Raw genomic sequence first — 24747 nt, 5'->3', positions numbered from 1 at the left:
TCGCTCTCGCTTGCGCTTATATCTGGCTGAAATTATGAATGTTCAACACGCCCTAGTAGAAGATGAGCTCAAAGCCAATGGTGGTCATTACGAAAAAGCAGATGATTGGGCCTCATTTGTGGTAGAAGACGGTTTGTTAATCACTGGACAAAACCCAGCCTCATCTGAAGAAGCTGCGAAACACCTGATCGCTAAGATAAAGGGATAACACTATGATTCGCTTGCACCATTTAAATCAGTCGCGCTCGCTGCGTATTTTATGGCTACTAGAAGAGCTGGGCGAGCCTTATGAAATCATAAGCCATCAACGTGACGCTCATACACATCTAGCACCAGACAGCCTAAAAGCGGTGCATCCGCTGGGTAAGTCACCAGTGATCGAAATGGATGGGCAAATATACTCAGAATCAGGTGCTATTACTGAGCTATTAATTGAATGCTTTGCACCAGATCGCTTGCGTCCTGCTACTGACAGTAAAGATTACGGTCATTACTTGCAGTGGATTGACTTTGCTGAGAGCTCGCTCATGTTGCCATTGATGCTTGAACTGTTTAGCAAAAAAGCAGGTGTCGATAACAATGAATTTTTAAATGGTTATATAGCCATAGAAAAAACCAGACTGTTCAAATATTTAGACGCATCACTTGAAGGTAAGTCGTTTATTGTAGGTGATACGCTTAGCGGTGCTGACTTTATGCTGTCGTTTGATATGATTATTCTTGCACAGCGTCAGAAGCTAGAAGACTATCCACATATCAGACAATATGCTGAAAGCTTGGCCAGCCTTGACAGCTATCAGCGTGCGATGCGCCTTGAAGCTGAGCATGACAGTTCAAAATAGCCTTAGACTGATATAATCTGTAGCGTTTTATAGACAGACTGATAGAATAGCCCAAGTCTACCTTGGGCTATTTTTGTTATTGGCTTTTGCAAACTACAGTCATTCCACTATGAAAGTATGACAGCGTCTCGTTTGAAGTATTAGAGATACATCTACACTCGGCCCTTGTACGACTTTTAAATTGAATCGACTATATCATCATTAACCGCACCACCCATTTTTGATAAACCGTGTTGTTGTCTGTCACTGCAGCCAACACTCATCTAGAAAGACGGTCAACCATGAATAATGAATATCAATTCAAGCCCCACGAACAACCGATGATGGTAGGGTCGCCAGCCAATCCTGACCACCCTGTACGCCGCAAGGTTTGTTACCTGCTCATTGGTATTATCATTGGATTGACTGCCAGCTTCCAAAATGGTTTGTTGGTCACCAACTTAACTCAAATCCAAGGTGACCTTAGCTTGACACCGATGGAAGGTGGTTGGATATCGGTTGCCTACAATATGACTAATGCTTGTATCACCGTACTGTTGTATAAAATTCGTCAGCAGTTTGGCATGGCATTATTCACTAAAATCACCCTATCTTTTTTGCTACTAGCAACCAGTATGCAGTGGTTTGTGAGCAGTGGCTTGGTGACGACTGCTGATGGTATGTGGCTTGATCCTTATTACTTAGAGCTTGTCACCCGTGGCTTGAGCGGTATGGTGGCCAGTGCCATGACCATATTAGGTTTGTTCTATTGTTTGCAAGGTATGCCAACTGTCAAACGCACTAGCGGTCTAATCTTGGGTTTTGGCTTGGTACAGTTTGGTATCCCATTATCACGAGTCATCTCGCCCTACCTCACCATTGACGGTCAGCTTGAGAGCTTATTTCTATTCCAATTTGGTTTGGCGCTGATTTGTTTTGGGCTGATCAACTTGCTAGAGCTACCGCCAGGTCATACAGAAAAAGTATTTGAAAAATTGGATTTTTTAAGCTTTGGTTTTTTTGCTAGTGGTCTGGCTGCATTGGCTGTCGTTTTGGTACAAGGCAGGATTCTATGGTGGACGACACCTTGGCTTATCTATCCACTTATTATTGCCATCGTTGGGATTAGTATCGCCCTATGGATTGAGACGCATCGCAAAAACCCGATGCTACAAGTGCGCTGGATGCGTAGCCGAAATATCATTGCCTTTATGATTACTGGTGCTGTCATGCGAATTTTGCTATCTGAGCAGAATGTTGGGGCTGCAGGACTGCTTGCCAACTTAGGCTATGGTAACGATCAGCTGGTTACGTTTTATGCGGTTATATTAACGGCCAGTGTATTGGCTTTAGTGATCAGTATTTTTAGTACCAATGCGATGGATTTGCGTCGACCCGTTATCTTCGCAGTGGCATTGATTGCCGTAGGGTCTTGGATGGACACCACGGTGTCTATTAATTCAGCACCCTATATGTTTTATCTCAGCCAGTTTTTGATTGCATTTGCCGCCGTATATTTCATGGGGCCTCTAGTTTTTGAAGGATTTTTGCGTGCTATTACCAGTGGTCCTGCCTATATTATTAGTTTTTCCGTTATTTTTAGTATTTCGCAAACGGTAGGCGGATTGGCAGGTGCAGCCGCTATCCAAGCGTTTACCACGGTTCGTACGCAGGTACATTATGCAGATATGGTCAGCACCCTCAACTTTGGTGATCCTGAGCTGGTGGGACAAATAGCCGCAGCACGCAGCGTTTTATCACCTCAAATTACCGACATTACCCAAGCCAATACCGCAGCTACGCTACAAGTGCTGCAAGGTGTCCAGCGCCAAGCCACTGTCTCTGCTTATGGTGATTTATTCTTTATCATGGCCATTTTGTCGACTGCTGCCACTATTATCTTACTGCTCAACTACCTTTACTATCGCTACCATAAACGCAACCCATTGGCGAAAGAGCTGGCTGTAATCGCCAAAATGCGCGCGCAAAAATAAGATGTTTTTTAACACCGCTAACCATATTTTTTGAGATTGCTAGAACGCTTATTTATACCCATATCAAACTATCAATTATTTTCATCTAACTTTTTAGGAGCGCGTCATGAGCCACGAAAACCCTAATGACTCTGACCAAAAAACTCAGACGCCAGTCAACAGCTCGTCTTCTAATAACCCGTCTGCTAACACTGATAAGACAACCAGTACTCAAGACAGCGAAACCCACTCTGTGGACACGCCTGTAGAACACAGTACTGACAACAAAACACCCATGCCACCAACCGAGCCAATTCCCTCCTCTTCTGGGTGGAATCCTAAGAAAAAAACGTTCTTCAATATAGGGCTTTTTATTATTCTCATCGTTATCGGTGTGTTTCTTATTTTATATGCATGGAAACTCCCCCCATTCACCCCAACCGTACAGCATACCAATAATGCTTTTGTGAAAGGCCAAACCACCATCATCAGCTCACAAGTATCTGGTTACGTAACTGATGTTGCGGTACAAGACTTTGAAAATGTCACAGAAGGTGATGCACTGGTTAAAATAGATGACCGTACCTTTCAACAACAGCTCGAACAAGCACAGGCCGATATCGAGGTAGCTGTAACCAACCGCGCAAGCAACGCTCAAGATACTCAATCTAGTCAAGCACAAATAGCAGCGCGTGAAGCTGATGTACATAGCGCCAAAGTGAGTGTCAACAGTGCCCAAGAAGACATTAAACGCTATCAAGGACTTGATGCGATTGGCGCCGTGTCACAAGCGGAAGTGGCACATACAAAAGCAGAGCTGGCTAAGGCGCAAGCAGCGGTACAACAAGCAGAAGCCAACCTACAAGCCGCTAAACAAGCCAGCAAAAAAACCAGTGGTAGCCGCTCATCACTTGATGCCAATATTCAAAATGCAGAAGCAGCTAAAAAACAAGCAAAAATAAATTTGGATAACACCATGATTACTGCGCCTGAATCAGGGCAATTGAGCCAAGTCAGTGTAAAAAATGGACAGTATGTTAGTGCTGGTACACAGCTTATGTATATCGTACCGAAAGGCGTATGGATCATTGCCAATTTTAAAGAAACTCAAATCGTCAACATGACCATAGGTGAACCTGCTACTATTCGAGTGGATGCCCTTGGTGGTACTGAGTTTACGGGACGTATCAATAATATCTCGCCAGCAACTGGCAGTGAATTTAGCGCCACAGCAGCAAACCCAACCACTGGTAACTATATTAAAATAGCCCAGCGTATTCCAGTACGTATCGATTTAGATAAAGATCAACCAAATCTGGTCAATCTACGTCCTGGCATGTCCGTTTCTGTCGATGTGGATACTGATGTAAAATAATATCAATGTCATTACCTCCAATAAAAAAAACCCGCTAGTAGCTTTTGACAATAGCCACTAACGGGGGTTTATTATTGAGCCAAGTGGCTTTATAACTAAAACCTTATAGCTACAAAGTTACAGCTACAGTCTTATGGCAACAGGCGCTTGGTATTCCAGCTATCGCCATTGTCGCTAGTATATACGATGCGGTCATGCATACGGTTGGCACGACCTTGCCAAAACTCGATCTGCTCAATCGTAATCTCATACCCACCCCAAAACTCTGGCGTTGGCACATCTCCAGTATCAGAGTAATCTGATTGCAGCTGCTCAAAGGTTTGCTCCATGACATCACGATTGGCAACCTCACCACTTTGCGGCTGGCTGACCCATGCACCTACTTGGCTATCATGCGGACGCTTTTGAAAATACGCCGCAGATTTTTGAGCATCTATCTTCGCAATGCTGCCACTGATACGAACCTGACGCTCAAGCTCATGCCAAAAAAACAAAACCTCAGCATTTGGATTCTCAGCAATATCTTGCCCTTTCGCACTCTCGTAGTTGGTATAAAACACCACGCCAGTATCCGTAATCTCACGCATCAATACAATCCGCACACTGGGCTTATTGTCTGCGCCACAGGTCGCCAAGCTCATAGCATACGGCTCTTGAACTTTTTGTGCTATTGCCTCATTCATCCAGGCATGTAATAACTCAAATGGCGAGTTAGGTACTGACTGTTGATCAAGCACGCCTTTTTCATATGACAGACGCTGATCGGTAAAATCCATGCTCATGGTCATTCCTTATTTTGATATGGTTGCATTATGACACGAATGGCTATTAACCCAATACCGCTTTAATATGCTCGGCCAAGTCATTGGCCATGACATCACATTCTATCTCATCATCTGATTCTACCATCACTCGAATCATAGGCTCAGTTCCTGACTGACGAATCAATAGACGACCTCTTCCTTCTAAAGTCGCTTGTGCTTTGTCAAAAGCGGCAACCAGCTCCTCGTGCTCAAACGGGTCCTGCATTTGAGACAGGCGGACGTTGACGAGTTTTTGTGGCAGCACATCAAACCCTTCAACCAGATCGCTCAGCGCGCGACCACGTGCTTGCATCACAGCCAATACTTGCAAGCCTGCAATGATAGCATCACCAGTACGACTCTTATCTAAGCATAAAATGTGTCCAGATGGCTCACCGCCCAATATCCAACCATTGGCCTCAAGCTCATGCATCACATAGCGATCACCCACTTTTGCACGAGCAAAGGCAATATCAGCAGCGTGTAATGCCAACTCTAAGCCCATATTACTCATCAATGTACCAACCACGCCTTTGGCCTTGGTCTGACCTTGAGTAGCAAGTACATATAAAATACCATCACCATCGACGATCTCACCTGTCTCATCGACCATCACAATACGGTCACCATCACCATCTAAGGCAATACCAACATCGGCCTTATGCTCAAGAACTGCTTTCTGCAAGCTTTGAGGATGGGTAGAACCACAATCAGCATTGATATTGAGGCCGTCAGGCGTATTATGAATAGCTATCACATTAGCACCCAACTCACGCATGACTCTTGGTGCCACACTGTAGCCTGCACCATTGGCACAATCTAAGACAACAGTTAGATGGCTCAAATCATACTGATAAGGAAAGCTACCTTTACAGAATTCAATATAGCGACCTTTCGCATCGTTGATTCGATTATTTTTACCCAGTTGTGACGGATCAAGGATAGGCATAACCATAGCATCATCGCTGCTATCAATACTCATAATAACTTGTAGCTTATCATTGATTGCACTTTGCATCTCATCAGTAAGCTTTTTACCGTCACCTGAAAACAGTTTGATACCGTTGTCGTAATAAGGGTTGTGTGATGCGGAAATAACCACACCTGCATCAGCATTAAAGCTACGAGTTAAATGTGCAATGGCAGGTGTTGGTAATGGACCAAGCATATGAACATCGACACCAGAGGCGTTGAAGCCCGCCTGTAACGCGCCCTCAATCACATAACCTGACAAGCGAGTATCTTTGCCAATGACCACACTAGGTCTGCGCGCAGGATTGCTATTATTTTCTATCAGCACTTGTCCCGTCACATAGCCTAATTTCAAAATAAAGTCAGGTGTAATTGGCAACTCACCAAATTTCCCACGAATACCATCGGTACCAAAATAGCTCATTATGCACACTCCTCAAGTCAAAAAATAAAAATTCAAGCGTATATGTCAGCAATACTATTATTGTAATAATCTGTTTCTGTATTTTACAAAAAAAACAGCCAACAATAATAAATCATTGTTGGCTGTTTGTATCTCAAAGTCGCTAAAGCATTACGTCCTAGTCAATATCTTTTAAATAAACCGCAAAAATGCATTAGTCAAAATACATACTTTAGTTTACTCGATAGTTCGGTGCTTCTTTAGTGATTTGCACATCATGCACATGTGATTCTTTCATACCAGCTGAAGTTACTTTGATAAACTGTGGCTTAGTACGCATGTCTTCGATAGTTGCAGAACCTGTATAACCCATTGATGAACGTAATCCACCAACCAACTGATTAACGATACCAGCAACTGGGCCTTTATAAGGTACACGACCTTCGATACCTTCTGGCACTAGCTTCTCTACGCCATCTTTGGCATCTTGGAAGTAACGGTCTGATGAACCATTTGATCCTGACATCGCACCCAAACTACCCATACCGCGATAAGCCTTATAGTAGCGACCTTGGAACAGTTCAACTTCACCTGGGGCTTCTTCAGTACCAGCCATTAACGAGCCAACCATAATGCATGATGCACCAGCAGCGATTGCTTTTGCCATATCTCCTGAGAAACGAATACCACCATCAGCAATCAATGGAATGCTGTCTTTTAAGGCGCTAGCAACATTATCAATCGCTGAGATTTGTGGTACACCGATACCTGCGATAATACGCGTGGTACAGATAGAACCAGGACCAATACCCACTTTTACAGCATCGGCGCCTGCATCACGTAAAGCAATAGCAGCTTCACCTGTTGCGATGTTACCACCGATTACTTGTACGTGCGGATAGTTCTTTTTAATCCAAGAAACTTTATCAATCACACCTTTTGAGTGACCATGCGCCGTATCAACAACGATAACGTCAACGTCAGCAGCAATCAATGCTTCAACACGTGCTTGCGTGTCTGCGCCAGTACCAACGGCAGCACCAACACGTAGGCGACCTTGTTCGTCTTTACAGGCATTTGGATTGTTTTCAGCTTTGGCAAAATCATTAACCGTAATCAAACCACGTAGGCGGAAATTATCATCAATAACGATAACTTTTTCGATACGATGCTCATGCAGCAATCTTTTGATATTTTCGTTGCTCTCACCTTCATGTACCGTGACCAGCTGATCTTTTGGCGTCATGATTTTACTGACAGGTAGCGACAGATTGGTCTCAAAACGCCAATCACGATGCGTCACGATACCTACCACGTTATCAGTACCCTTTTCTACCACAGGCACACCTGAAATATTATTATCCTGCGTCAAACGCAGCAACTCACCAATGGTCATCTCTGGATGTACAGTGATAGGATCAACCACTGTACCCGCTTCAAATTTTTTGACACGGCGTACTTGTGTGGCCTGCTTTTCGATGTCCATGCTCTTGTGCAAAATACCCATGCCACCAAGTTGTGCCATAGTGATAGCCATTTCAGACTCAGTCACAGTATCCATCGCCGCAGAGATTAGCGGAAGATTAAGTGTGATATTTTTGGTCAAACGAGTAGACAGATCAGCAGTTTTTGGCAGAACTTCAGAATAGGCTGGTAATAATAAAACGTCATCAAAGGTTAAGGCTTCATCGACAATTCGCAACATACAGACCCCTAGTGGTGGTTATTTTGATGGGTGGGATTTTAGCAATAAACCAGCTAAATCAAACGCTAGAAAACTGCAATTAAGTGATGAATCATAAGTTTACATAAATATGGTGCAATCTTACGCTTAATCACTTACTTATCCCTTAAAAATAACGCCACATTATAACAAATAAGCAAACAAGTCGCATGTATATTTAGCAGATTATTTTACCAATATAAGCTATATATACTAAGAGTGTCGTTTATCCAAAATAATGTGGACTTAAATGTGATTACTTATGCCTCTTTATCTTTTAACACCAGACGGTCAGCTGGCAGATAAGGCTTGTGTTCGCGATATAGATAACCAAGCATCTGCTCACGTATTTCACAAGCCAGTGTCCACGCTTCTATGGGGCCTACCGCTGACACCGCGCCACGCAGTTTAATGCTATGTTCGGTCACTTCGACTACAAATATTTCAGGCTCGGTTTTTTTGTCCCACAGCTTATTATCTTTAGCCGCCGATATAAACTGCTGGCGAATGGCATCAATATCTGCACCATAATCCACAAATAAAAACACAGGACAAGTTTGATGCACCTCTGTATGTGACCAGTTTTCTACTGTGTCAGTAATCAGCTCACGCATTGGCACCACCAGACGACGTTCATCCCATGTTTTTAGTACTGCATAAGTGTAACGCAGATCTTCAACAGTACTGAAATTACCATCCATTATCACACTATCACCAATCCGTACCGGCTGCGTGACTGCTACCTGTACTCCAGCGATAATATTACCCAGTATCGGCTGTGCCGCAATACCAATAACCACGCCCGCTATACCTGCCGAGGTTAATAGTGTTTTACCAAGGCCTTCCATGTTGGTAAATTCACTCAAACCCATCCAGATACTACCTAAAATCATGACAAAGATAAAAACTCGGCGAAATATCGACACATAGGTGCGTCGGCGGCGCTCTTTATCAAAATGCTCTGCAGCCAGATTTTCGATCTGCATGTTTTGGTAACGATTGGCAAAAAAGTTAATCACACGTATGCCAAGCCACATAGTGCTAAAAACCAAGCCTATCCAGATAAGTGGCCTAGTCGATGCAGCAACAGCGTCTAAGTAAGGAAAGCCGCCAGAAACCAATGTAAAAACCAACGAAAAACTGATGGTAAAAGTCAAAGGTACCGTCAGCTTATTGACCAAATCTGCTACACCATGAATACTACCCAAATCATTGCGGTACTTCTCATCATCAATATAATGACTAATAATTTTTCCAGTACCTTTACTCAGTAACCACCCTACTCCCATCGTCAATAAGAAGAACAGTGATAATGCTAAAAACTCCCATAACGCAATACTGAATACTTTAAATTTCAACCATGCTGGTAAATAACGCTCAAACTCTGCTGGATGATATTGCTCATAAAGATTGTCGATATTACCCACTGTCTGATCAGAAAATACCCAAATAGGCGCACTATCGCCCACTCGGACTCGCTGTAGATAAATAGGAACACGGCGTTCACGATAATCGATATAACCCAACTGTATCGAACGTCTTGGAACACCCATGATACTACTGGTGCTACCCAGTGGCGGTTCGATTAAACCATCTGGGCGATCTGGCAGATCATCAAAGACATAGAGCTCTCTCTCTGATAATAAAAAATCCAAGCGCTGCGACAATTCAATCGCGTGATTGCGCTGAATCTTTTGGTCAATCAGATTCATATTAAGCGCGTAAGCAGCTAAGTCGTATTGATGCTTCATGACCGCTGACTGAAAGAACTCTAAAGTCGCTAAAGGAGTCGTTAAATTTGCTGGCTCAGACAATGTTGGTAAGCTAGCATTGAGCGTATCTAATAAATAATAGTTTTCATTATACTCACCTGTCAGTCCCGAATCCCCTTGCACTTGTCCAGATTGCTCTACAACACTACGCTCAGTGGGATCAAGCACCTCTCCTACCACACCAGACAGACCAACTCTTTCATTTTTTATATTACTGATTTGTTCATCTGTATACTCAGTCAAACTATCAGGTGTGTCTGCTGACTGTGAGCGTTCTTGTTCACTTATACGTTGCTCATTGTTATCATCTGCCGCATAAGTAGGCATACAAGCCGCACTCATTACTATCATAAAAACAGCGAATAATAATGGTAGCGTTTTACGTTCCGGACCAACATCATTATTAATCTTGCTGGTTTTGATAATATCCATATTTTAGCGACCACTCATTGATGTGAGATTTTTATACAAAGCTTATTCTCACCATAAACTCTATATCTGATAGTTTCATACTTAATTTAGTCTACAAAAAAAGCCAGCTCAAAGCTGACTTAGTTTATGAACATCTGTATGAGTTTTCTGTAACAGACTTTTTAAGCGCGGCGCCATGTCGTGCCAGCACGGCTGTCCTCGAGCTCAATACCTGCTTCCTTCAATTGCTCACGTATCTCATCAGCACGCGCAAAGTTTTTGTTGGTTTTGGCATCTGCGCGCTCAATGATTAAATCATCGATGACCGCGTCCGTTAAGCCATCATCAGTCTGATCACCAACCACGGCTTGCAAAAACTCTTGAACAGGCTGCTGTAAAATATTGAGTACCTGTGCCAATGCTTTTAACTGCTGTGCCAAATGCCATGCAACATCAACCTCTTCTGCTTTTATGGCTTTATTAATATCACGTGCCAGCCCAAATAGTACACTGATAGCCGTTGAACTATTAAAATCATCGTTCATGGCTTTAATAAAGTCTTGCCCAGCACTGCTGTTATAAACCTCATTGATCAACTCATCCGTAACAACCAATGTTTGCCCTTTTTGCTGCTCAGCCAGTTTCAAGGCATTGTATAACCTGCTTAGGCTATTATGAGCTTCATCTAATGCGTTATCGGAGAAGTTCACTTGGCTTCGGTAATGGCTTGATAATAAGAAAAATCGCAGCGTTTCTGGCAAATACTTGGCCATGACATCACGAATGGTAAAGAAGTTATTTAATGACTTAGACATCTTTTCGCCATCGACATTGATAAAGCCAACATGCATCCAGTTACGTGCATACTCACAACCCGTCGCCGCTTCAGATTGGGCAATCTCATTTTCGTGATGTGGAAACTGTAGATCATGACCACCGCCATGAATATCAAAGGTATCACCCAAGCATTTAGTCGACATCGCTGAGCATTCAATATGCCAGCCTGGACGCCCTTGTCCCCATGGAGATGCCCACTGAGGCTCCTCAGGCTTGGCTGCTTTCCATAGTACAAAGTCAAATGGATTGCGCTTATCATTTTCAACATCAACTCGCGAACCTGCCTGCATATCATCCAGATTGCGCTTAGACAACTTGCCGTAGTCCGCAAAACTATCAACGGCGTAATATACATCACCATTGTCTCCTGCGTACGCATAGTCTCCTTCGACCAACGTCCCGATCATTTGTTGCATCTCATCGATATAGTCAGTTGCCCGTGGCTCAGCATTAGGTGATAAGCAACCAAGTGCAGAAAAGTCTTCATGCATGGCTTTAATAAAACGCTGCGTCAGTGTACTAATCTCTTCGCCATTCTCAGCTGCACGAGCGATAATTTTGTCATCAATATCGGTAATATTACGCACATAATTAACATCATAGCCCAATTGTGTTAGCCAGCGTACAGCTATATCAAAGCCGATCATCATCCGCGCATGACCAATGTGACAATAATCATAAACGGTCATGCCGCACACATAGATGCCTACTTGCCCTGCTTTGAGTGGTACGAATTGGCGTTTTCCGCCAGTCAGTGAGTCATAAATCGCAAGCTGAGACATCGCATCTGCAAGAGGTGTGGTCATGATTAAAAAGCCTTTTTATATAAATAAAGTAGATTAAATACAAGTTAAAATATTGGCCATGTTTTATCAGCCAGTAACTCTGATTCATCCTTGCCCTCAATATAAGGAACAACAATAAAACGACTGTTATATAAAACTTGACCCATTATCTTAGCGAAAACAGTCGTAAAATACTACAATGAGCACGCAACTAACACCACTCAATCAAAAAAATAGTTAAGGACTTAGATATGGGTAATCGCTTAAGTAAGATATATACGCGTACTGGAGATGATGGTAGCACTGGTATGGCAGATGGCAGTCGAGTCAGTAAAGCTGACAATCTATTTAATGTCATGGGCGATATTGATGAACTCAACTCACATATCGGTCTAGTACGTGCTCAATTGCAACGCAATAAAGGCCAATCTATCGCCAAGGAGTTCTCTGAAGGCTTAGTCATTATTCAGCACCTACTGTTCAATATCGGTGGTGAACTGGCTATGCCAGAATATGAAGGGGTTAATGCCACTCATATTGAATGGTTGGAGCAACAAATTGATACAATGAATACCACCTTGCCACCGCTCAAGGATTTTATCCTACCAACAGGATCTGTTTTAGTGAGCCAGTTACATGTAGCTCGTAGTGTCTGTCGCCGTGCTGAACGCCAAGCGGTATTGTTAAGACAGCAACGTCCAACAGCCATGCGTAGTACAGCAGTAAGCTTTATCAATCGTTTATCTGACTGGTTATTCGTCGCTGCACGTTTCTGTACTGACCCTAAACAAGTCTTTGAAGTACTTTGGGACAGTCAAGTGTTAAAGGATTTTGATGCTAAGAAATAGCGATACGTGACTATTGAGACATAAAGAAGAGCCCGCAACTTGACGTTGCGGGCTCTTCTAATACTTATCATTTAGCAACTGCATCACTCTTACGAGTTAGTAAGTAGCATTTTCGTCTTGAGTAATAACCATATCAATACTCTCATCTTCAGGTACTTCTTTTAGTACTTCTGGTTCGCTGACTGCTGTATTGTTATCTGTAGGATTGCTTGGGTTATTAATCGTTGGCGGTGTTGCAGGTTCAGTAGGACGAATTGGCTCAATTGGCTCAATCGGTGTGACTTCTCTAGGCTCGCGAATCGGTGCAGGTTGAGTATCATTGTTTTGTGCGGCTTCTCTTTGAGCATTCTGACTGTTCATCGCTGACTGCAATACAGAACCTGCCATCACATCAGAAACGACAGCTACCAGTGCCGGCTCTCCAGCAATACGCGTACGTACTTGACCGTTTTGAGTGCCAACAACATAGGTAAAAGAATCATCCACGAGCATATTATTATTGATACGAATATTGTTTTCCGCTAAACGTGATTGTAGACTTGGTTGATTATTGGCCGCTTGGACTTGGCTGGCTTGATACAAGTCTGCACTTGGCAACGTCATACTCACACTTGCTTGGCAAGTCGTCAGACCATTGCTATTGGCTTCTTGTAAAACTGCGGCATTCTGTACATCAATCACGATACCGTCGATTTTATCAGTAATGGCACCACTGGCAAGATTAATCTCCGCATCGTTGGCATAGTTAGTAGCCAAAGCTTGCGCTTGCTGAGTGAGTGTGTTTTTTAGCGTCGCTTTGAGACGATCTTGTACCATTGGGTCATCACAACTAACGGCCGTTGCCGCAGCATTTTCAATAGCATCCGAATCCTGCTCTGTCAGCTCTGCTGTCTCCGTGGTGTCTTCTTTATCTGAGCGATCACAGCCTGCAAGCACCAAACTACATGCCATACCAATTCCAGCAATCTTCTGCCACTTACTCAAACCCTTATTTGCTACGCTCATATTCATTTTGCTCCCAATTTACTAATTCGTACCGCCACTGACGGACAGTGATTGATGTCCAAACCGCAACCCTAGCTGCCATAGGTTTGAAAAACCGACTATTATACGGTGTTTGTATTGAATGGTCATTAGTGTAGCCTATGGACACATAAATAACGCCCCCTTTAATGGGTAAAACCTACACTTAGTTGCAAAAACATAACAAATACGTACTTCGACGCTCAATGTAAACCTACTTTCAAAGTATTATCGTTACACTTCATAATAAAAAAATTCATATCAACACTCTATTCTATTTAACAAATTTTATTAGACGCTACTCATATGACGCTATATGATTACTCATACAAATAGCCGAAATGATAACAATGATAAATTTTAAAAACACACGATTACTTGGTCATCGTGGTGCCCGTGGTGAGGTATTAGAAAACACATTGATAGGATTTGAGCATGCTCACCGTCTCAATGCTCATGGTTTAACAGGCATTGAGTTTGACGTACAGCTTAGTGCTGATGGCCACTTAGTTGTATTCCATGATGATGATTTAGCACGCATGTGTCGTCAACAATCACGTATTGACCAGTTGAGTCTTGCAGAGATTAGACGATACCGACAGCTTGAACATCAAATCATCTCTTTGACCCGTATGGCCCCTTTGCTAAATGGTTTTACTCATATTGAACTCGAAATTAAGACGCATAGCCGTACCAACTACGCCAAACTAATGAAAGCACTGATCCAGCATTTAATCTACAGCCCTCTTGCCAACTTACCTATTGCGTTAACTAGTTTTGATATGGAATTACATGCGCGGTTGCAACGCAGCAAGCCACTTATGCACATTCCGCGTGGTTTGTTGATTGACACACCTAAAGCCTTGATCGCTGCGACCAATACAGCACTACAGCTTGGCTGTGGTCAATTGGGTATATACCATCCTCTTATCAACCAAGCCGTTATTGAGCATAGCCACCGCTACGGTTTACCAGTCAGTGCTTGGACCGTCAATAACACCGATACGATTGCACAACTGGTTCAATGGCACACCGATGTAATCATTACCGATTTCCCAAGCCATTTATTACTAAATTCGTAAATCTATTTTTCATTTCAGCTACCTCAAAAAATTCATATATTTTGATATAGTGCTTACACTTATCCTTAATGCCTGATAAATCACAGGTTATTTACGTCAATACATCCCATAATCAATACAAGTTGTTGTTATTTAGCAATATTTTTATAGTGCATGAGTGTTCACTTTATGAAAATTTTAGGGTATTATAGAGACTTAAATGAATACCGTTAGGGATATTATATGATCGCAAAAAAAGCACTTGGCTTACCGCTGAAAGGCTTACGTTTCGCTATCAAATCTGGTGATACGCTTGTAAAAGCAGCCAGCACTCAAGCCTCACGTTTTAAGACACGTTTTGATACAAGTAATTCGATCGATAATCTGCCAGTTGCTAAACGCAACTATGCTGATAAGACCGTAAAAATTGATACCTCTGAAAAAGGTGAGATCGATATACGGGAGTTTGAGTTTACCAAAGCGCCGATCAATTGGATCTCTGCGGCTATATTAGTAGCCACGCCAATTGCTGCTGCCGTTATCACACCGTGGTATTTATTGACTCATCAAGTTAGCGCGCCGGTTTGGGGTGTATTTGGTGCCTTTATGGTATGGACAGGTATTAGTATTACTGCTGGTTACCATCGTCTACTGTCACATCGTGCATATAAAGCGCATCCGATTGTCAAAAACTTCTTATTGCTTGGCTCAACCCTAGCCGTACAAGGCTCAGCGTTTGACTGGGTTTCTGGTCACCGTAGCCATCATCGTCATGTAGATGATCGTTTAGATGACCCATATTCAGCAAAACGTGGTTTTTGGTTTAGCCATATTGGTTGGATGCTGCGCAATTATCCTAGTGGTAAGTTTGATTACAAAAATATTCCTGATTTGACCAGAGATAAAACGTTACAAATTCAGCATAAATACTATGGCTTATGGGTAGTTGCCTTAAACGTCGGTATGGTCGCTGGTATTGGTTGGTTATTAGGTGATGTTTGGGGTACTTTACTGATTGCTGGTTTGCTGCGCTTAGTACTAACCCATCACTTTACCTTCTTCATCAACTCGTTATGCCACATGTTTGGTACACGTCCTTATACCGATACCAATACTGCCCGTGATAACTTTTTCTTAGCTATCTTCACATGGGGTGAGGGTTATCATAACTATCATCACTTCTTCCAATACGACTATCGTAATGGTGTTAAATGGTGGCAATATGACCCTACCAAATGGTTGATTGCAGGCTTATCTAAAATTGGTTTAACCAGTGAGCTACGTACTGTAGATGACACTACTATCAAGCATGCTGAAGTGCAAATGCAGTTTAAAACCGCTCAACAGCAGATTGATACAGCGACAGCAAGCGGTATTGATATTCCTCATGCAATGAAGAATTTTCAAGATCGCATCAAGTTTGAATATGAGGCTTTTACGAAAACAGTAGAAGAATGGCAAGCGCTAAAAACCAAAACTATTGAACTGAAGAAAACAGAGTTTGCTGATCGTTTACATGAAGTTGATGATAAGCTAAAGCACGATTACGCCAAAGTTGAGCAAAAAATACTTGAGCATAACAGCAATCTAAAAACAGCATTTCGTGCGATTGGAACAAACAAAACAACCGCTTAGTCGCTGACTTCTCATTATTGTAAAGCTTCTCCTTCCCTCTATCCGTCATGGATGGAGGGTTTTTTATTGAATATAATAAATAGACAGCAAGATAGATAAAGCTAAACGCTGTCTTGTGGTGGCTATGTTATAGTGGTCCCATCATTTTGATGTTTTAATAGGAACGGCTTGTATGCGTTATCAAAATACCTATGTCAAACTAGACACACGCCTCTATCATGAGCAACCACCCACGCCATTAGACAACCCACGTGCTGGTCATTTCAACACCCAAGTTGCAGAGCAGTTGGGCTGGACAGAAGATAAAGATCTGATGACACGCTGGGTTGAGGTATTGGGTGGTCAATACGTGCCAGCTGACTTTAAACCACTGGCTATGGCTTATGCCGGTCACCAGTTCGGACAATGGGCTGGACAGTTGGGTGATGGACGTGGCTTATTAATGGCGCAGGTACTCGATAACAACAACCACTCACAAGACCTGCACCTTAAAGGTATTGGCCTAACGCCTTATTCACGGATGGGTGATGGACGCGCTGTGTTACGCAGCACCATTCGCGAGTATCTATGCGGTCACGCACTTACTCAGCTTGGTATTCCTTCATCTAACGCGTTGGGGTTCGTTGTATCAGATACCCAGGTACGCCGTGAGCGTATCGAAACAGGTGCTGCACTGATGCGTGTGGCTGATAGCCATATTCGCCTTGGTCATGTGGAGTGGATTGCTAGCTTTGCACCTGATTTACTTAGTGAATTTACCGATTATATGATTGATACTTACTATCCAGAATGTCGCGATAGTGAACAACCTGTGGCAGCGTTTTTGACGGCAGTCGTTGAGCGTACCGCACGAATGATCGCTGATTGGCAGCTGATAGGATTTGCCCATGGTGTCATGAATACAGATAATCTATCTATCACTGGCAGCACCTTAGATTTTGGACCTTTTGGTTTTATGGAACGTTTTAACCCAGCTTGGATCAACAACCATTCCGACCACACAGGTCGATACTCTTATCAAAACCAGCCTGCTATCGGTCACTGGAATCTCAATGTTTGGTTACCACACTTTATGCGTTTAGAAGGCGTCACGCGTGACACGCTGGCAGAGTGCTTGTTACCTTATGAAGCGAGCTTTATGCAGCATTATCAGCAAGGCTTATGCCGTAAACTTGGCTTACCTCATGATTCTCAGAGTCTGACACTGGCTTTTGAGTGGTTGACATTACTAGAAAACAACTTGCTCGATTACACCAATAGCTTCCGCGCCCTACTCGGTTTGGTCTCACCAACTGTTCATCCCTACGAGCAAAAACTACTACTCACTATAACCAATGAGTTGAGCACTGATGCACAACTGGTATGGCAAGATTGGTCGACACGTTATATAGCTCAACTACAACAGCTACCGATCGATCAAGCTATCCAAGATATGCAAACCCATAACCCTGTTTATATATTACGTAATAGTATGGCACAGCGTGCTATCACAGCAGCAGAGCAAGGTCAGCTTAAAGAAGTTAGCCGAGTTTTTGAATTGCTAGCCAACCCCTATTGTGTGCAAGACACCGCTACTGATCTGGATATAACGCCACCCAACCCCAACACACCTCAGCAACCTATTAGCTGTTCATCTTAATAATACTACTACTCTGTAATATTTTGAAACATTATGGAATTACGGTTGGTATTTAGCCTTGTTTTTTGGCATTATCAACAAGATAAATAATGAATATCATTTTATTGTATTATTCAAGCAATTCATCGCTATTGACTAGGCGTGAATTGCCAATAGTGGTAGAATAACAGTTTTTGTTAGATTGCGTTTTTGATGCCAGTATTTAATCACTGATTACTATCTCTGTGACCATCAATTCTTTAGTACCAATGACCCTTTAAATTATTGTCATTCTTTAATTTTTTAAGGGCGAACTGTTTTTTATCTCCATTTACTTTATTCCAATTTATTCCAACCATGGCAATTATTATGAATGACGATACCAATTTGAATACGGATAACCTTAGTTCGGAAAAAGAGCAGTTTGAACAAGCTGCCTTACATTACCATGAATTTCCACGTCCAGGTAAGATCTCAGTCACCCCTATTAAACAGTTGGCTAACCAACGTGATTTAGCGCTGGCTTACTCACCAGGTGTGGCAGTTCCTTGTCTTGAAATTGAAAAAGACCCAACGCTAGCAGCAAAATATACAGCTCGTAGCAACTTGGTTGGTGTCATTACCAACGGTACTGCGGTACTTGGCTTAGGTAATATCGGTCCATTGGCATCAAAACCTGTCATGGAAGGTAAAGGGGTTTTATTCAAAAAATTCGCAGGTATTGACGTTTTTGATATTGAGATTGCACAAAACGACCCAGACAAATTTATTGAAGCGGTTGCCTCTCTTGAACCTACTTTTGGTGGTATCAACCTAGAAGACATCAAAGCACCAGAATGTTTCAAAATCGAGCGTGAACTACGTAAACGTATGAACATTCCAGTATTTCATGATGACCAACATGGTACGTCAATCATTGTTGCAGCGGCGATGCTCAACGCGTTATTGATTACTGGCAAAAAAATCGAAGAAATCAAAGTGGTTTGTTCAGGTGCTGGTGCCGCAGCAATTTCTTGTTTGGATATCATTTGCGCACTTGGCGTAAATAAAAACAATATCTTTGTTTCAGATTCACGCGGTATCATCACTACCGTTCGTGAAAATCTTGATGAAACCAAACAGCGCTATGCACGTGAGACGACTGCAACCACGATCGAAGAAGTCATGGACGATGTCGATATGTTCTTGGGCTTATCTATGCCTGGTACGTTATCTGAAGACATGGTTCGCCGTATGGCAAAAGACCCTATCGTTTTTGCACTGGCCAACCCAACGCCTGAAATCATGCCAGAGTTGGCACATGCTGTACGCCCAGATGTTATCATGGCAACAGGTCGCTCAGACTATCCAAACCAAGTAAACAATGCATTATGCTTCCCTTATATCTTCCGTGGCGCATTAGATGTTGGTGCAACAACCGTTAATGAAGAAATGAAAGTGGCTTGTGTAAAAGCGATCGCTGCCATGGCACACGTCGAAGCAACACCAACTGCCAGTGTTAGAAACATCGATAAAATGCAAAGCTTCGGTCGTGATTACCTGATTCCAGGACCTCTAGAGCCAAACCTAATCATCGAGATTGCTTCTGCCGTTGCTCAAGCGGCGATGGATTCAGGTGTTGCCACTCTACCTATCGCTGACATGCAAGCCTATCGTCAGCGTCTGTCTGAGTTTGTCTATAACTCTGCGTTCGTCATGAAGCCTATCTTTGCTCGTGCCAAGTCTGCACCAAAACGTATTGTTTACTGTGAAGGTGAAGACAATAATATCTTGCTTGCTGTACAAGTGGTTGTTGATGAGCAGCTAGCGAAGCCTATCTTGGTTGGTCGTCCTTCAGTCATTGCCGCCAATATTGAGAAACTGGGCTTGCGTCTAAAAGATGGCGAGAACATTACTATCGTCAATATCGATGATGATTCTCGCTATAAAGACTACTGGCAAGGCTACTACGAACAGAATAAGCGTCGCGGTGTTAGTATTGAGCTTGCACGCCGTGATGTTCGTCGTAAGACCACATTGATTGGCTCGTTGTTGGTCAATAATGGTGCGGCAGATGCTATGGTATGTGGTACGTTTGGCCATTATCAGTTGCACTTGAGATATGTTGAAAGTGTCATTGGTAAAAAAGAAGGCATGAACGACTTCTATGCTATGAATGCGGTACTCATGCAAGATCGTAATATCTTCATCGCAGACACTTATATCCACGAAGACCCAACCGCTGAGCAATTAGCTGAAATGACTCTCTTGGCAGCTGAACAATTGCGTCGCTTCGGTATTACTCCACGTGTCGCGCTAGTTTCTCATTCTAACTTTGGTGCTTCAGATCGTACCAGTGCTGCCAAAATGCGTCAGGTCTATCAACTACTAACCGATATGAATGTAGATTTTGAGTTTGATGGTGAGATGCAAGGTGACGCCGCGCTAAATGAGCATATTCGTCTGAACCATATGCCATCAAGTCCATTAAAAGGTGCTGCAAACCTGCTTATCTTGCCAACGCTTGACGCATCAAATATTGCCTTTAACCTACTCAAAACAGCCACTGGTAGTGCCTCTATCGGACCTATTTTGTTAGGCTCTAATAAGCCAGTACATATTCTAACGCCATCAGCAACTGCACGTGGTATCGTTAATATGACTGCGCTGGCCGTTACTGAAGCTCAAGATTTAGAAAGTGAAAATCAGTAATACTCCATAGGCAGTATACACGTATGATGAAGACGGTCACTATTGCTTATTTATAGAAACCGTCTGCTATACTAAAAACCAGTCAATGCTCTTAAAAGGCATGGACTGGTTTTTTTATCAGTAAAAATTGAGTACCCAAGCTTACTCAATAAAAGAGGATATTATGCAAATTTACCTAGTGGGTGGTGCGGTACGTGATCGACTATTAGGTCGCCCTATCAAAGATAAAGACTTTGTCGTCGTTGGTGCAACGGTCAGCGAAATGCTTGATGCAGGATTTCTGCAAGTGGGCGCAGACTTTCCAGTGTTTTTACATCCAAGTAGCCATGAAGAATACGCACTGGCACGTACGGAACGCAAGCAAGGCTCTGGCTATAAAGGATTTAGCGTTCATGCCAGCCCCGATGTGAGCTTAAAAGAGGACCTGCAACGTCGCGACTTGACCATCAATGCCATGGCAATAGAGGTTACCAGTCTGAATGATGACACCCCTATAGATGGTGAAGTTATCGACTACTATGGTGGATTGGCTGATATAAAAAATAAAACTTTGCGCCATGTATCCAGTGCTTTTAGCGAAGACCCACTACGAGTACTTAGAACAGCTCGTTTCTATAGCCGTTATTATGACTTAGGGTTTACCATCGCCGATGAAACCTTGAGCTTAATGCGTGAGTTAGCTGCCTCTGGAGAGCTTAGCCATTTAAGTAGCGAACGTATTTGGCAAGAATCGAGCCGCGCAACCATGCAGCTATCGCCTCAGGTCTATTGGCAACAACTATACGAAATCGGTGCGCTAACAGAGTATTTTACGCCGTTGCATCAAGCTTGGGCCAATATTCAGATAAGAGAAACTGTACAAACTGCGCTGTATTTCGCAGGTCAAATGCAGCTCAACTTATCACAACGTTGGGCCTTATTAATGACTAGCCTCAACTCATCTCTATTTATTTTAGTGCGCACAGATGCACATGCTAATAAAACAGCTAATATAAAAGGCATTAACGATATAGGCAGTATCGCCAAGGTACCAAAAATACAAACTCAGTTTGCCAGTTTATTCGTGCAGCAAGCCGAAAACCTTAGCAAAATAAACACTCTGACTGCTATTGAAAAAATTGATCTCTTACAAAATTGCGGCGCGCATAAAGAGCCTAATAAACTCTCACAACTACTCGTGTGTAATCAGGTATTACAACTGGCAATACAACACCGTCAAATGATGATAGCACTAAATAGCTTTCACGACATTGGCATGACAGATATAGCACCAGACCTCAAAGGCCCAGCTATTGGTGAGGCACTAAGGCAAGCTAGAGCTGAGCACTTACAAGCGCAACACCAAGGTTAAAAAGCATACAATGACTATGAACCAAGCACCCCATGCCATGCCATTAGCCAATCATCACTCTCCAGTTATGTTGGTAACGGGCAGTGCTAAGCGTATTGGTGCAGCCATCGTGAGAGCCGCACATCATCAGGGCTACCGAGTCATCATTCACTGTCATCATAGCGAGCAACAAGCAAAAGAATTAGCCACCGAGTTAAATTATATTCGTGCCAATAGTGCAGCCGTTGTTGTTGCTGACTTGACCGTCGTCAACGATAGCGCTGCGTTACATGTGTTCGTTAAAGATATTATAGAGACCTTTGGCCAATTAGACACATTAGTACATAATGCCTCGCGGTTTTACCCTAGCCCCCTCGGCAGTATCGATCACGCACAGTGGGATGAATTGTTATTAACCAATGCTAAGGCACCTTTGTTTTTAAGCCAAGCATTATTACCTTATCTCAAAAAGCAAAGAGGCTGTATTATCAGTTTATTAGATATCCACGCCCATGATAGACCGTTTAGCCATTATACTGTCTATAATATGGCAAAATCTGCTCACCGTATGATGGTACAGTCGCTGGCATTAGAAATGGCACCAGACATACGAGTCAATGGTGTCGCGCCTGGGGTTAATGTCTTACCTGCTGCTAATAGCGACCAAGCATTAGATATTAGCCAACAGCGAGATATTATCAACTCAATCCCTATGCAGCGCATCGGCCGACCTGACGAAATTGCCCATAGTGTGCTGTATCTTGCGCAGGCACATTATGTCACTGGAGAGATTATCACTGTGGATGGTGGTCGCAGCCTAACCTTGGCTGGTGGTCATATCTCATAAAAATAGCGCTTAATAAAAAATATCTTGATTACTGCTTATTTTTTACTTGAAAAATTCAAAAAATCAGGTATCATTATCCGTCTAACGTTAGGGCCCATAGCTCAGTTGGTTAGAGCAGAGGACTCATAATCCTTTGGTCGTAGGTTCAAGTCCTACTGGGCCCACCAAATTCAAACCCTTACAGTCATTGACTTGTAAGGGTTTTTTATTGTCTAAAATTCATGTGAACGCATTGATGTAATTAATTTTTTGATACTATCTTGATACTTTGACCCTTGTAGTAATTAAAGTATGATGACTACTAACACTATGGTTATGTACTGCTGCATGGGTGATATATGAAAGTTAAACTTACCAAAAAACTTATCGATTCAGTAGACTATACCGCTAAAGGTACTGAAATCTATATGGACGATGTACTAACTGGTTTTGCGCTACGGGTGGGCAAGCAGTCAAAGCGCTATACACTGCATAAGCGCATCAATGGAAAGCTGTATAGAGACGAAGTAGAAGAAACGCATTTAATTACACTAACCGAAGCACGTGAAAAAGCCAGCATAATGATGGCAAATATAAAAAAAGGTATGCATGTTTACGATGGTCTTCATGAGAACTTGGAAGACCCGAAAGATAAGACCAATAATGTACCAACACTTAAAGAGGCTTATAAGTACTTTAAATCAACAAAGACTGGGTTAGCTAAAGGCACTATTACCACTTATGATCGTCAAATATTACATAAGCTAAAAGACTGGTTAAATATTTCTCTAAATGATATTACTAAGTCAATGATAAGTGATAAGCATAAAGAGATAAGTAAGCATAGTGAAGCTCAGGCTAACGCAACTATGAGAGCTCTAAGATCAGTTTGGAATTATTGTCGTGATAGCTTTTTAGATGATGACGAAGATTTTTTAATCAAAGAGCAACCTGTACGCATACTCAACGCCAAGAAAGATTGGAATAAAGTTAAGCCACGTACCAAACATATTGAAGAAGAATATTTAGGCATGTACCTCAAAACACTTTTAAATTATGTTGACAGAAGCTCACACATGCAAGCGCCTCACAGCAATAATGCACGAGATATCATGCTACTTTTTATGTTCACTGGTGTGCGTTTGAATGAAGCGCAGTCCTTAAAGTGGTCTGACATCGACCTTAAGGCTGGCAGGATAGTATTCAAAGATACGAAAAACGGTTCTGATTATCATATGCCTACTAGTAATGTTCTACAGGCTCTACTTGAGGAAAGGTGGAGGATGAGTTCTGGCAAGCAATGGGTGTTTCCAAGTGACTTGCAAGCCAGCGACGATCATATAAAAGATTTAAGTGGCAGTTATAAGGCCATAGGTAAGCAAGCGAATCTATATATTACGCCTCATGATTTGCGTCGTACTTTTGGAACGGTAGCTAATAGCTTAAATATCAGCTATCCAGTCCTTAAACGCTTGCTCAATCATCGTGAAGCTAAATCAAGCGATGATGTTACTCTACAGTATATTCAAGTGTCACAGCGGCAATTAAGAGACGCCTTAAACTCAATAGTGTCTTTCTATTGTCAGCATGCTGGCATGACACAAGCTGAAATAATCATTAAATATTACTAATCTAACAAGATCTAAAGAAGAGCACTATAAAAACATCATCAACTGATTTAGTGAGAACGAGCCGTGTTGGATTGGATGGTGACCAGTTATTATCTAGGCAAAAATTTTAGCGCCTTAATCTTTTACAGATAATAGTATAAACCTAGAAGCAGACCCCCCTATGGCAGGATAGTTGTCACCCCTAAATAATAATTCCAAAGGGGACAATG

The 24747-nt window shown here is 42.5% G+C and carries 17 protein-coding genes, 1 tRNA gene and 1 pseudogene; 13 read left to right on the top strand and 6 right to left on the bottom strand.

What is annotated here, in order from left to right; translation table 11 throughout:
- The 4 genes and pseudogenes from EI164_RS07210 to EI164_RS07195 form a co-directional block, all read left to right on the top strand.
- A pseudogene (locus EI164_RS07210) lies at positions 1–208 on the top strand (hypothetical protein); the annotation flags it as partial.
- A gap of 4 nt (positions 209–212) precedes the next feature.
- Positions 213–842: a glutathione S-transferase family protein gene (locus EI164_RS07205; RefSeq protein ID WP_192519305.1), complete on the top strand. Its 630-nt coding sequence runs from the start codon at positions 213–215 to the stop codon at positions 840–842.
- A gap of 281 nt (positions 843–1123) precedes the next feature.
- Complete coding sequence (locus tag EI164_RS07200) at positions 1124–2815, top strand: MFS transporter (protein WP_192519304.1); 1692 nt, start codon at positions 1124–1126, stop codon at positions 2813–2815.
- Between the two features lie 106 nt (positions 2816–2921).
- The gene (locus EI164_RS07195) at positions 2922–4169 is read left to right on the top strand and encodes an HlyD family secretion protein (protein ID WP_192519303.1); all 1248 of its coding nucleotides are present in this window, start codon (positions 2922–2924) and stop codon (positions 4167–4169) included.
- A 131-nt stretch (positions 4170–4300) separates the two neighbouring features.
- Here the strand turns inward: EI164_RS07195 and pdxH are convergent, their stop codons facing one another.
- From pdxH to cysS, 5 genes are all read right to left on the bottom strand, one after another.
- The gene (pdxH, locus tag EI164_RS07190; RefSeq protein WP_192519307.1) at positions 4301–4945 is read right to left on the bottom strand and encodes a pyridoxamine 5'-phosphate oxidase; all 645 of its coding nucleotides are present in this window, start codon (positions 4943–4945) and stop codon (positions 4301–4303) included.
- A 52-nt stretch (positions 4946–4997) separates the two neighbouring features.
- Complete coding sequence (gene glmM, locus EI164_RS07185) at positions 4998–6368, bottom strand: phosphoglucosamine mutase (protein WP_192519302.1); 1371 nt, start codon at positions 6366–6368, stop codon at positions 4998–5000.
- 211 nt (positions 6369–6579) lie between these two features.
- On the bottom strand, positions 6580–8052 hold the full coding sequence (gene guaB, locus EI164_RS07180) for an IMP dehydrogenase (RefSeq protein WP_192519301.1): 1473 nt from the start codon (positions 8050–8052) through the stop codon (positions 6580–6582).
- 278 nt (positions 8053–8330) lie between these two features.
- Positions 8331–10274: a mechanosensitive ion channel family protein gene (locus tag EI164_RS07175; protein WP_192519300.1), complete on the bottom strand. Its 1944-nt coding sequence runs from the start codon at positions 10272–10274 to the stop codon at positions 8331–8333.
- 161 nt (positions 10275–10435) lie between these two features.
- Positions 10436–11896 (bottom strand): cysteine--tRNA ligase, encoded by a 1461-nt coding sequence (gene cysS, locus EI164_RS07170; RefSeq protein WP_192519299.1) that lies wholly within the window; start codon positions 11894–11896, stop codon positions 10436–10438.
- Positions 11897–12126: 230 nt separating this feature from the next.
- On the opposite strand from cysS, the gene EI164_RS07165 reads away from it, so the two are divergent.
- Complete coding sequence (locus EI164_RS07165; RefSeq protein ID WP_192519298.1) at positions 12127–12723, top strand: cob(I)yrinic acid a,c-diamide adenosyltransferase; 597 nt, start codon at positions 12127–12129, stop codon at positions 12721–12723.
- A 96-nt stretch (positions 12724–12819) separates the two neighbouring features.
- Here the strand turns inward: EI164_RS07165 and EI164_RS07160 are convergent, their stop codons facing one another.
- Positions 12820–13728, bottom strand: coding sequence for a hypothetical protein (locus tag EI164_RS07160; RefSeq protein WP_192519297.1), 909 nt, complete (start codon positions 13726–13728; stop codon positions 12820–12822).
- 368 nt (positions 13729–14096) lie between these two features.
- On the opposite strand from EI164_RS07160, the gene EI164_RS07155 reads away from it, so the two are divergent.
- The 8 genes from EI164_RS07155 (at position 14097) to EI164_RS07120 (ending at position 24538) form a co-directional block, all read left to right on the top strand.
- Positions 14097–14828: a glycerophosphodiester phosphodiesterase gene (locus EI164_RS07155; protein ID WP_192519296.1), complete on the top strand. Its 732-nt coding sequence runs from the start codon at positions 14097–14099 to the stop codon at positions 14826–14828.
- A 435-nt stretch (positions 14829–15263) separates the two neighbouring features.
- Positions 15264–16442 (top strand): acyl-CoA desaturase, encoded by a 1179-nt coding sequence (locus EI164_RS07150; protein ID WP_413038450.1) that lies wholly within the window; start codon positions 15264–15266, stop codon positions 16440–16442.
- Between the two features lie 172 nt (positions 16443–16614).
- On the top strand, positions 16615–18081 hold the full coding sequence (locus EI164_RS07145) for a protein adenylyltransferase SelO (RefSeq protein WP_192519294.1): 1467 nt from the start codon (positions 16615–16617) through the stop codon (positions 18079–18081).
- Positions 18082–18429: 348 nt separating this feature from the next.
- Complete coding sequence (locus tag EI164_RS07140) at positions 18430–20751, top strand: NADP-dependent malic enzyme (protein WP_192519293.1); 2322 nt, start codon at positions 18430–18432, stop codon at positions 20749–20751.
- Between the two features lie 163 nt (positions 20752–20914).
- Positions 20915–22102 carry a tRNA nucleotidyltransferase gene (locus EI164_RS07135; RefSeq protein WP_192519292.1) on the top strand — a complete coding sequence of 396 codons (1188 nt, stop codon included), beginning with the start codon at positions 20915–20917 and terminating at the stop codon, positions 22100–22102.
- Between the two features lie 16 nt (positions 22103–22118).
- Positions 22119–22928, top strand: a complete 810-nt coding sequence (locus tag EI164_RS07130; RefSeq protein ID WP_225739164.1) for a pteridine reductase — start codon at positions 22119–22121, stop codon at positions 22926–22928.
- Between the two features lie 90 nt (positions 22929–23018).
- Positions 23019–23095 (top strand) — tRNA-Ile (locus tag EI164_RS07125).
- Between the two features lie 171 nt (positions 23096–23266).
- Entirely contained in the window at positions 23267–24538 is a 1272-nt protein-coding gene (locus EI164_RS07120) for a tyrosine-type recombinase/integrase (RefSeq protein WP_192519291.1), read from the top strand.
- The last annotated feature ends 209 nt before the right edge of the window (positions 24539–24747 follow it).

The sequence above is a fragment of the Psychrobacter sp. FME13 genome (genome assembly GCF_014861395.1).
Lineage (GTDB): Bacteria > Pseudomonadota > Gammaproteobacteria > Pseudomonadales > Moraxellaceae > Psychrobacter.
The sequence above is the reverse complement of the archived record's forward strand: the minus strand, read 5'-3'. Positions and strand labels throughout refer to the sequence as shown.

Bases quoted from the DNA above. Each gene is read 5' to 3' on its own strand.
- EI164_RS07195 (WP_192519303.1), top strand. From the start codon at position 2,922: ATGAGCCACGAAAACCCTAATGACTCTGACCAAAAAACTCAGACGCCA.
- EI164_RS07175 (WP_192519300.1), bottom strand. From the start codon at position 10,274: ATGGATATTATCAAAACCAGCAAGATTAATAATGATGTTGGTCCGGAA.
- EI164_RS07165 (WP_192519298.1), top strand. From the start codon at position 12,127: ATGGGTAATCGCTTAAGTAAGATATATACGCGTACTGGAGATGATGGT.
- pdxH (WP_192519307.1), bottom strand. From the start codon at position 4,945: ATGGATTTTACCGATCAGCGTCTGTCATATGAAAAAGGCGTGCTTGAT.
- EI164_RS07160 (WP_192519297.1), bottom strand. From the start codon at position 13,728: ATGAGCGTAGCAAATAAGGGTTTGAGTAAGTGGCAGAAGATTGCTGGA.
- cysS (WP_192519299.1), bottom strand. From the start codon at position 11,896: ATGACCACACCTCTTGCAGATGCGATGTCTCAGCTTGCGATTTATGAC.
- guaB (WP_192519301.1), bottom strand. From the start codon at position 8,052: ATGTTGCGAATTGTCGATGAAGCCTTAACCTTTGATGACGTTTTATTA.
- glmM (WP_192519302.1), bottom strand. From the start codon at position 6,368: ATGAGCTATTTTGGTACCGATGGTATTCGTGGGAAATTTGGTGAGTTG.
- EI164_RS07130 (WP_225739164.1), top strand. From the start codon at position 22,119: ATGAACCAAGCACCCCATGCCATGCCATTAGCCAATCATCACTCTCCA.
- EI164_RS07205 (WP_192519305.1), top strand. From the start codon at position 213: ATGATTCGCTTGCACCATTTAAATCAGTCGCGCTCGCTGCGTATTTTA.
- EI164_RS07145 (WP_192519294.1), top strand. From the start codon at position 16,615: ATGCGTTATCAAAATACCTATGTCAAACTAGACACACGCCTCTATCAT.
- EI164_RS07155 (WP_192519296.1), top strand. From the start codon at position 14,097: ATGATAAATTTTAAAAACACACGATTACTTGGTCATCGTGGTGCCCGT.
- EI164_RS07200 (WP_192519304.1), top strand. From the start codon at position 1,124: ATGAATAATGAATATCAATTCAAGCCCCACGAACAACCGATGATGGTA.
- EI164_RS07120 (WP_192519291.1), top strand. From the start codon at position 23,267: ATGAAAGTTAAACTTACCAAAAAACTTATCGATTCAGTAGACTATACC.
- EI164_RS07140 (WP_192519293.1), top strand. From the start codon at position 18,430: ATGAATGACGATACCAATTTGAATACGGATAACCTTAGTTCGGAAAAA.
- EI164_RS07135 (WP_192519292.1), top strand. From the start codon at position 20,915: ATGCAAATTTACCTAGTGGGTGGTGCGGTACGTGATCGACTATTAGGT.